Raw genomic sequence first — 7,289 nt, forward strand, 5'->3', positions numbered from 1 at the left:
ATCTCTTCTCTTTTATTGCCCCTACCTCCCTACCTCCCTACCTCTTCTTCCCAGTCCCCTGTACCCAATCCCCAGTCCCCTTCCCAAACATTTTTATTTAGCAAAAGAGGTTTAAAAAGATGAGTATTTTCGTTAAAACCATTCAATCTCCCGAAATTTTAGATAGTCAATATGCCTGGGAATTTCATCAAGAAATAGAGAGCTTAATTGCGGCAGGTGTCAAAATATTTCTCCTCGACCTCAAGAGTGTCACTTTTATCAGTAATTCCGGCTTAATGGCTCTAATTTCCATTTGGAGAAGTGCTAGGGCAGCTAATTGTCAATTGATGCTCAAATCGACAAGCCATCAAGTTAAAATGTTGTTAGAACTGACAGGTTTAGATCGGGTATTTGAAGTTTTACCTGATTTTAATTCTTCAGTCGAAGATTTAGTTCCGACTAAGAAAACAGTCGTACTCAACAAGTAGTTGAAAGTGAGGTTATCAAAATCTCTAGCTCAGTCTGGTTGGAAATATTTTTTAATAAAAATAGGCTCTAAGAGTTAACAGTTTTCTACTTGTGGGTATTGTAGATATAGAAGTTATATCCTGGGGTAGAAGACAGAATGCACTCTTTAAGCAAATGGCTAGAAAATTATTACAATGGGTCGAGTAATTCCGGCACGACCTCTGATTTCTATCAGAATGAGAGAGCGTATCCGCGACCTCAACTGCAACGATCGCATTGGATTTGTCTGAACGGTTCGTGGAAATTCGCTTTTGATGATGAAGGAAACTACACTCAACCAAGTGATATTTCCGACTGGACTTATACCATTCAAGTTCCCTTTGCGCCAGAGTCGCAAAAAAGCGGGATTGGCGACACAGGTTTTCACCCAAACTGTTGGTATCAGCGAGAATTTGATCTACCGGGAATTGATGATTCAAGAGAGAAAAATTACGATAATTTTTCATCTCTGAATCTAAAATCAAGCAGGGTATTATTGCATTTTGGGGCGGTAGATTATCGCGCCCGTGTGTGGGTTAACGGTCAATTTATGGCTGACCACGAAGGCGGACATACCCCATTCAGTATTGATATTACCTCAGTATTAAATCATCATGGTTCACAACAGATTACTGTTTGGGCGGAAGATGACCCGCAAGACTTAGCCAAACCGCGTGGGAAACAAGATTGGCAATTAGAAGCCCATAGTATTTGGTATCCTCGCACCAGTGGAATTTGGCAAACAGTTTGGGCGGAAATTGTTCCTTCTACTTATATTGAAAAAATTCGTTGGACACCACATTTTGAACGCTGGGAAATTGGGTTTGAAGCGTTTGTTGCGGGTGAAAAGCGCAATGGTATCCAAATAAAGGTGAAACTATCGGTTCATGGGAATTTGTTAGTTAATGATACTTATGAGGTAATTAACGGAGAAATTCATCGCCGCATTGCACTTTCCGATCCGGGTATTGATGACTACCGGAATGAATTGCTGTGGAGCCCGGAAAAACCGACCTTAATTGATGCAGAAGTAGAATTATGGTCTGAGGGGGAATTGCTGGACGAAGTGAAATCTTATACAGCAATGCGGACAGTGGGAACGCAACGCGATCGCTTTATGCTCAATGGTAGACCTTACTATCTGCGCCTAGTTCTAGACCAAGGATACTGGCCCGACACCCTAATGACAGCGCCATCTGACGAAGCATTGCGACGAGATGTGGAACTAGTCAAAGCAATGGGTTTCAACGGCGTTCGCAAACACCAAAAAATTGAAGACCCCCGTTTCTTGTATTGGGCGGACGTGCTAGGGTTAATGGTTTGGGAAGAAATGCCTTCTGCTTATCGCTTTACCCCGAAAGCAGTGGAACGCCTCACCAAAGAATGGACAGAAGTTATTGAAAGAGATGCTTCCCATCCTTGTATTGTAGTTTGGGTGCCCTTTAACGAATCTTGGGGAGTTCCCGACTTAACCGCGACAGACGCGCATCGTCATTTAGTGCAAACACTTTACCACCTAACTAAAAGTTTAGATCCGACTCGTCCGGTTGTGGGTAATGATGGATGGGAAAGCGCCGCCACTGATATTTTGGCGATTCACGATTATGATAATAAACCGACAAGGTTAGCGAGACGCTACGGCCCTGAAGTTAAGTTATCAGATTTGTTCGATCGCCAACGTCCCGGAGGTAGAGTGCTCACCCTCGACGGTTATCCGCACCAAGGACAACCGATCATGTTAACCGAGTTTGGCGGGATTGCTTATGCTGGAAGGGAAGACCGGAAAGCTTGGGGATATGTCCGTTCTCAGGATCTCTCGGAACTGCAAATCAGGTATACATCATTACTAGATGTGGTTAACAAAACTGAAATGTTCAGCGGTTTTTGTTACACCCAGTTAACCGACACCTTCCAAGAAGCCAACGGTTTATTGTATGCCGATCGTACCCCGAAATTCCCCATAGAAGAAATTGCATCTGCAACTCTAGGTAGGGGAATAGAAGAAGAAGAAGACGCTATGCTCACAAAAGTAAAAGCTGCTTATGCACAAAAGCATAATGTTGTATTCCCAGGAGCTATTGAAGCCGGATGGTCGCCAGCTGACTCTGTACAGCCGATACCCCATTGCGGAGGGAATCACTCCTCCTAGTCCCAGCAACGAACCAATAGCCGCCAACCCCCACTTGCGCTGGCATCCATTGCGAGGCGAGTGGGTGGCTTACGCGAGTCATCGACAGGGGCGGACATTTATGCCGCCCCCAGAGTATAACCCGTTAGCGCCCACAAAAGACCCAAAATTTCCCACCGAACTACCCCAAGGACGTTACGACATCGCAGTATTTGATAACCGCTTTCCCTCGATGACTGTGGCAGCAAACAACCCACCAGTCAACATTGTGGAAACTTTGCCAGCGAATGGGGCGTGCGAGGTAGTGGTATTTACCCAAGACCCAAACGCCTCTTTAGGTACTTTAGAATTGTCGCATTTAGAATTATTGTTGCAGGTGTGGGCCGATCGAACTCGTAAAATCAGCGAACATCTACACATTAAATACGTCTTACCCTTTGAAAATAAAGGCGTAGAAATGGGGGTAACTTTACAACATCCGCACGGACAAATTTACGCCTATCCTTTCGTGCCCCCCGTTCCGGCAAAAATGTTAGAAATGCAGCAAGCATTTTACCAGGAACATCAAAAAGGATTACTACAAGATTTAATTCAAAAAGAGATTCAAGACAACCAACGCATTATTTATTTAGATGAAAATGCTGTGGCTTTCGTGCCCGTTTGTGCGCGTTATACTTACGAAGTTTGGCTGGCAACAATTAAACCAGTAGCTACTTTTATAGACCTTTCCGAACCACAAATTAAATCTCTAGCAAAGGCATTAAAAACCGTTACATTAAAATATGATGGGTTATGGAATCGTTCCTTTCCTTATTTAATGGCGTGGTATCAAGCACCAACTGACGGAAAACCCCATCCCGAAGCCCATTTACACGCTCAATTTTATCCACCTTATCGCACAAAAGACCGTTTAAAATATCTCGCCGGAACCGAATTAGCAGCAGGAATGTTTGCTAACGACGCGCTTCCTGAAGAGAAAGCCAAAGAATTACAAGCAGTCATTGTAAACTTAGAAACGCCTGTACAAATGTAATAATTTGAGAAAAATTTAACTAAAACTTTTCTCCTTCTTCCTCTTCTCTTCGTGTCCTTCGTGTCTTCGTGGTTCAATTTAAAAAGAGGTTTTCGCAGCAAATAAAATATTAAATGTAATTCTAAGCCTTTTTATAGCAGTCTTATTTGATTTGTGGAAAATATTTTTTTTGAACCACGAAGACACGAAGAACACGAAGGAAAGAGAAGAAGAGAAAGGAAAAAGTTTATAACAACTGAATTCAGCAATTAAATTTATGAATCCTGAAGTTACCCAAAAACTAAATCTAATTCGCAACGCTTTAAGCGAAACTGAAGCCCAAGGAATTCGCCTCAAACGAACAGACTGGTTTGCTTGGGCGACTGCTGGCGCTTCCCACACGGTTTTGTTAACAGCAGAAACCGGAGTTGCGGAAGTTTTAGTAACTCAAGAAAATGCCTGGATACTAACAAATGAAATAGAAGCCCAACGGTTTAAAGATGAAGAAATTCCGGCGAATTTTCAGTTTTATATCTATCCTTGGGCAGATGATTCTCAGCGCGAAAATTTTATAAAGGAAGTTACAAATGGGGGGAAGGTGTTGAGCGATCGACCAATCCCCCACGTAGAAAAGCGATTACCCGCATCTTTACAACAGCATAAACGAGTGATGCTGCCCAGTGAATTAGAGCGTTATCGCCAAGTCGGGCGGAAGGCGAGTGAGGCGATGACGGAAGTGTTAAAAGCGGCTAATTCTAATTGGACAGAATACCAACTTGCGGGGGCGGGTGCAGAAGCTTTATGGGCGAGAGGTTTACATCCCGCTTTAACTTTGGTTGCTGGGGAAAGGCGTTTACCGCTTTATCGTCATGCAACACCAACTGGGGAAAAGATTGGGCGACAAGCAATGTTGGTTTTTTGCGCTAGGGGTTATGGTTTATTTGCTAATCTTACCCGATTTGTGGTTTTCGGCGGGTTGAAAGATGAAGACGCAAATTTGCATCGTCATGTTAGAGAAATTGAAGCGGAAGCGTTGAATTCTTGCAAAGCTGGAACATCTTTAAATGCGGTTTATGATGTTTTAGCAAATGCTTATCAAAAGCACGGGTTTCCTAATGCTATTCGGGAACATCATCAAGGGGGAACAACAGGTTATTTAGCGCGAGAAATTATAGCGAATCCAACTACTATTGATACTTTAGAAGCAAACATGGCTATGGCTTGGAATCCCAGTTTACCGGGAGCTAAAATTGAAGATACTTTTGTGATTCTTGAGGATGGAAAGTTGGAAAATCTGACTTTTGATCCGAATTGGCCTAGTATTGAAGTAGAAGGAAGATTGCGTGCTGTTCCTTTGGAGATTGGATAATTTAAAACGCAGATGAATGCAGATAAACGCAGATGAACGCAGATGACTTATAATGAGCTATGAAAAGTTTTCAAGATGTATTTAATAGTCAACCAAAAATTGAAGCTAGTGCCCCCGGCAGAGTGAATTTACTGGGCGAACATACTGATTATAATGATGGTTTTGTTCTCCCAACTGCTATTCCCCAAAAAACAACGGTGCAGTTGGGTTTTAGTAATGACGAACATCATCATTTTTATTCAGCAGAACTTGACGAAAAAGTTAGTTTTTCTAAAAACGATCGTCCGCAAGAAGGATTTGCTAGTTATATTTTTGGCTGCATCGATTTGTTAGAAAAAGCCGGACATTCAATTCCACCGTTAAATTTATATGTAACATCTTCTGTTCCAATGGGTTCTGGTTTGTCTAGCAGTGCTGCTTTAGAAGTTAGCACTTTACGGGGATTAAAAGCACTCTTGAATTTACCCATTGATGATGTGCAAATTGCCCAAATTGCTCAACTAGCAGAAATTAATTATGCTGGGGTACAATGCGGAATTATGGATCAAATGGCTTCGAGTTTAGCCGATCGCCATTCCATGCTATTCTTAGATACTAGAACGCTCGATCGCCAAATTCTCCCCTTCCCTTCAAACGCAGAAATTGTCATCATCGATAGCGGTGTACCTCGCACTTTAGCTGGAAGCGGTTACAACAAACGACGCGCAGAATGTGAGGAAGCGGCGCGAATTTTGGGAGTCAAAGCATTAAGAGATATTAGCAACCCCCAAGCGGTAGAATCTTTACCAGAACCTTTGCGTCGTCGCGCCCGTCATGTAGTTACTGAAGATAACCGAGTTTTAGAAGCAATTCAAGGAATTTCTCCACAACGTTTTGGCGAATTAATGAATGCTTCCCATGCTAGTTTACGCGATGATTACGAAGTTTCTGTCCCTGCTTTGGATACTTTAGTCGCAATTTTGCAAGCAACTCCAGGGGTTTTTGGCGCACGTTTGACGGGTGCAGGTTTTGGGGGTGCTTGTGTTGCTTTGGTGAAAGAAGGGAGGGGAAAGGCGATCGCGCAAATCACCCTAGAAAGTTATAATCAAGCAGGTCATAAAGGCAAAATTTTAGTTCCCGAAATCAATTAACTCTTACTCATTCCCACACTATCCCCCGATTTTGAAGGCCATCTCACTGTTAAAATTGTCGAATCTGATTCTGCTACCCAGGTATGCGCTACACCGGAACACCAAAGCACATAATCTCCCTGATTAGATAAGACAATTTCTGACTCTGGAAATTGCACCCGAAATCTTCCCGAAATCAAAATAGAAAGGGTAGTCGCTTCAGCGTTCATCGCCCATTCACTCCTACCATCTCCTGCTGGATGAACAGCCCATTTGACTTCTAAATCAGAGGTAGAACGAGGGTCATTATCTGGCATAAAATGACCAATAAACCAACCCCCACGCATTGTTCCTTCTTTCTCGGCGTTTCCAAATATAATTTTAGATTGCATTCATTAACTCTGAATTTTTACGTCGTTTTTAGCCTTAAAGAAGCTCTGACTCTTGCCATTAATTCATCATACTCGATCGGCTTACGCACAAAGTCATTAGCCCCTATATCTAAAGCTTCAGCTGCATTCAGATTTTCATAAGCAGTGATTAGCAGAATCGGAATAAAAGGCAGATCTTTTTGTTCTCGAATTCGTCGAGTTACTTCCAATCCATCCATTCCAGGCATCATTGCATCCAATAAAATTAAATCCGGTGGCGTAGTTTGTACCTTCGCTAAGGCTGCTTTGCCACTATTTGCAGTATCAACTATATATCCTTCTTCTACTAAAATCGCTTCTAGAAGAGATATATTGTCCTGCATATCATCAACAATTAGAATACGCTTAAGTTGGGCTTTACTTGGAGAAGAAACCATAATAATTAACCTTCTAATGTAGTAAAAAACATTTATTTAATTTAATAAAATTAAAATTCCAAAGATTTCTAACTCTATATTTCCTATTATTGACTCGATTTACCTCATACCTAAAGTAGATTTTGCTCAGATTACAGCAGAACTCGTCTGTAATTAGGGCTTGCTGACTCCTGCATTGAATATGTGTCGTAATTATTATTAAGGTGAAAACAACAAAATAAGGGTTACTAAATGCTGACATTTCTAACTGTAGGCAGAGTTTTCTGTTAAATCGGTTTGTGTTAATAAATACTTGAGGGACTAGGAGGAAAGTTTTGAGTTTTGAGTTTTGAGTTAAAAAGTTTTTTTGTCCCCCTACCCCTGGAGCCCCTCTGCTC

7 protein-coding genes are annotated in these 7,289 nt (G+C 42.0%); 5 read left to right on the top strand and 2 right to left on the bottom strand.

Annotated features, from left to right (window positions below; translation table 11 throughout):
• The first annotated feature begins 119 nt into the window (after nt 1-119).
• The 5 genes from IQ264_RS30580 (at nt 120) to galK (ending at nt 6,125) form a co-directional block, all read left to right on the top strand.
• Nucleotides 120-467, top strand: a complete 348-nt coding sequence (locus IQ264_RS30580) for an STAS domain-containing protein (protein ID WP_193986158.1) — start codon at nt 120-122, stop codon at nt 465-467.
• A 137-nt stretch (nt 468-604) separates the two neighbouring features.
• Nucleotides 605-2,635: a glycoside hydrolase family 2 protein gene (locus IQ264_RS30585; RefSeq protein ID WP_193986160.1), complete on the top strand. Its 2,031-nt coding sequence runs from the start codon at nt 605-607 to the stop codon at nt 2,633-2,635.
• On the top strand, nt 2,544-3,647 hold the full coding sequence (gene galT, locus IQ264_RS30590) for a galactose-1-phosphate uridylyltransferase (RefSeq protein WP_322744838.1): 1,104 nt from the start codon (nt 2,544-2,546) through the stop codon (nt 3,645-3,647). Before IQ264_RS30585 ends, galT begins: the two co-directional genes overlap by 92 nt.
• 256 nt (nt 3,648-3,903) lie before the next feature.
• Nucleotides 3,904-4,995, top strand: coding sequence for a M24 family metallopeptidase (locus tag IQ264_RS30595; protein ID WP_193986162.1), 1,092 nt, complete (start codon nt 3,904-3,906; stop codon nt 4,993-4,995).
• A gap of 59 nt (nt 4,996-5,054) precedes the next feature.
• Nucleotides 5,055-6,125: a galactokinase gene (galK, locus tag IQ264_RS30600; protein WP_193986164.1), complete on the top strand. Its 1,071-nt coding sequence runs from the start codon at nt 5,055-5,057 to the stop codon at nt 6,123-6,125.
• On the opposite strand, the gene IQ264_RS30605 is transcribed toward galK, so the two are convergent.
• Nucleotides 6,122-6,496 carry a signal peptidase I gene (locus tag IQ264_RS30605; RefSeq protein WP_193986166.1) on the bottom strand — a complete coding sequence of 125 codons (375 nt, stop codon included), beginning with the start codon at nt 6,494-6,496 and terminating at the stop codon, nt 6,122-6,124. The genes galK and IQ264_RS30605 overlap by 4 nt on opposite strands.
• A gap of 17 nt (nt 6,497-6,513) precedes the next feature.
• On the bottom strand, nt 6,514-6,912 hold the full coding sequence (locus tag IQ264_RS30610) for a response regulator (RefSeq protein WP_193986168.1): 399 nt from the start codon (nt 6,910-6,912) through the stop codon (nt 6,514-6,516).
• Nucleotides 6,913-7,289: the final 377 nt, after the last annotated feature.

The sequence above is a fragment of the [Phormidium] sp. LEGE 05292 genome, assembly GCF_015207735.1.
Taxonomy (GTDB): Bacteria; Cyanobacteriota; Cyanobacteriia; order Cyanobacteriales; family Aerosakkonemataceae; genus Floridanema.

Bases quoted from the DNA above. Each gene is read 5' to 3' on its own strand.
- IQ264_RS30580 (WP_193986158.1), top strand. From the start codon at position 120: ATGAGTATTTTCGTTAAAACCATTCAATCTCCCGAAATTTTAGATAGT.
- IQ264_RS30585 (WP_193986160.1), top strand. From the start codon at position 605: ATGCACTCTTTAAGCAAATGGCTAGAAAATTATTACAATGGGTCGAGT.
- galT (WP_322744838.1), top strand. From the start codon at position 2,544: ATGTTGTATTCCCAGGAGCTATTGAAGCCGGATGGTCGCCAGCTGACT.
- IQ264_RS30595 (WP_193986162.1), top strand. From the start codon at position 3,904: ATGAATCCTGAAGTTACCCAAAAACTAAATCTAATTCGCAACGCTTTA.
- galK (WP_193986164.1), top strand. From the start codon at position 5,055: ATGAAAAGTTTTCAAGATGTATTTAATAGTCAACCAAAAATTGAAGCT.
- IQ264_RS30605 (WP_193986166.1), bottom strand. From the start codon at position 6,496: ATGCAATCTAAAATTATATTTGGAAACGCCGAGAAAGAAGGAACAATG.
- IQ264_RS30610 (WP_193986168.1), bottom strand. From the start codon at position 6,912: ATGGTTTCTTCTCCAAGTAAAGCCCAACTTAAGCGTATTCTAATTGTT.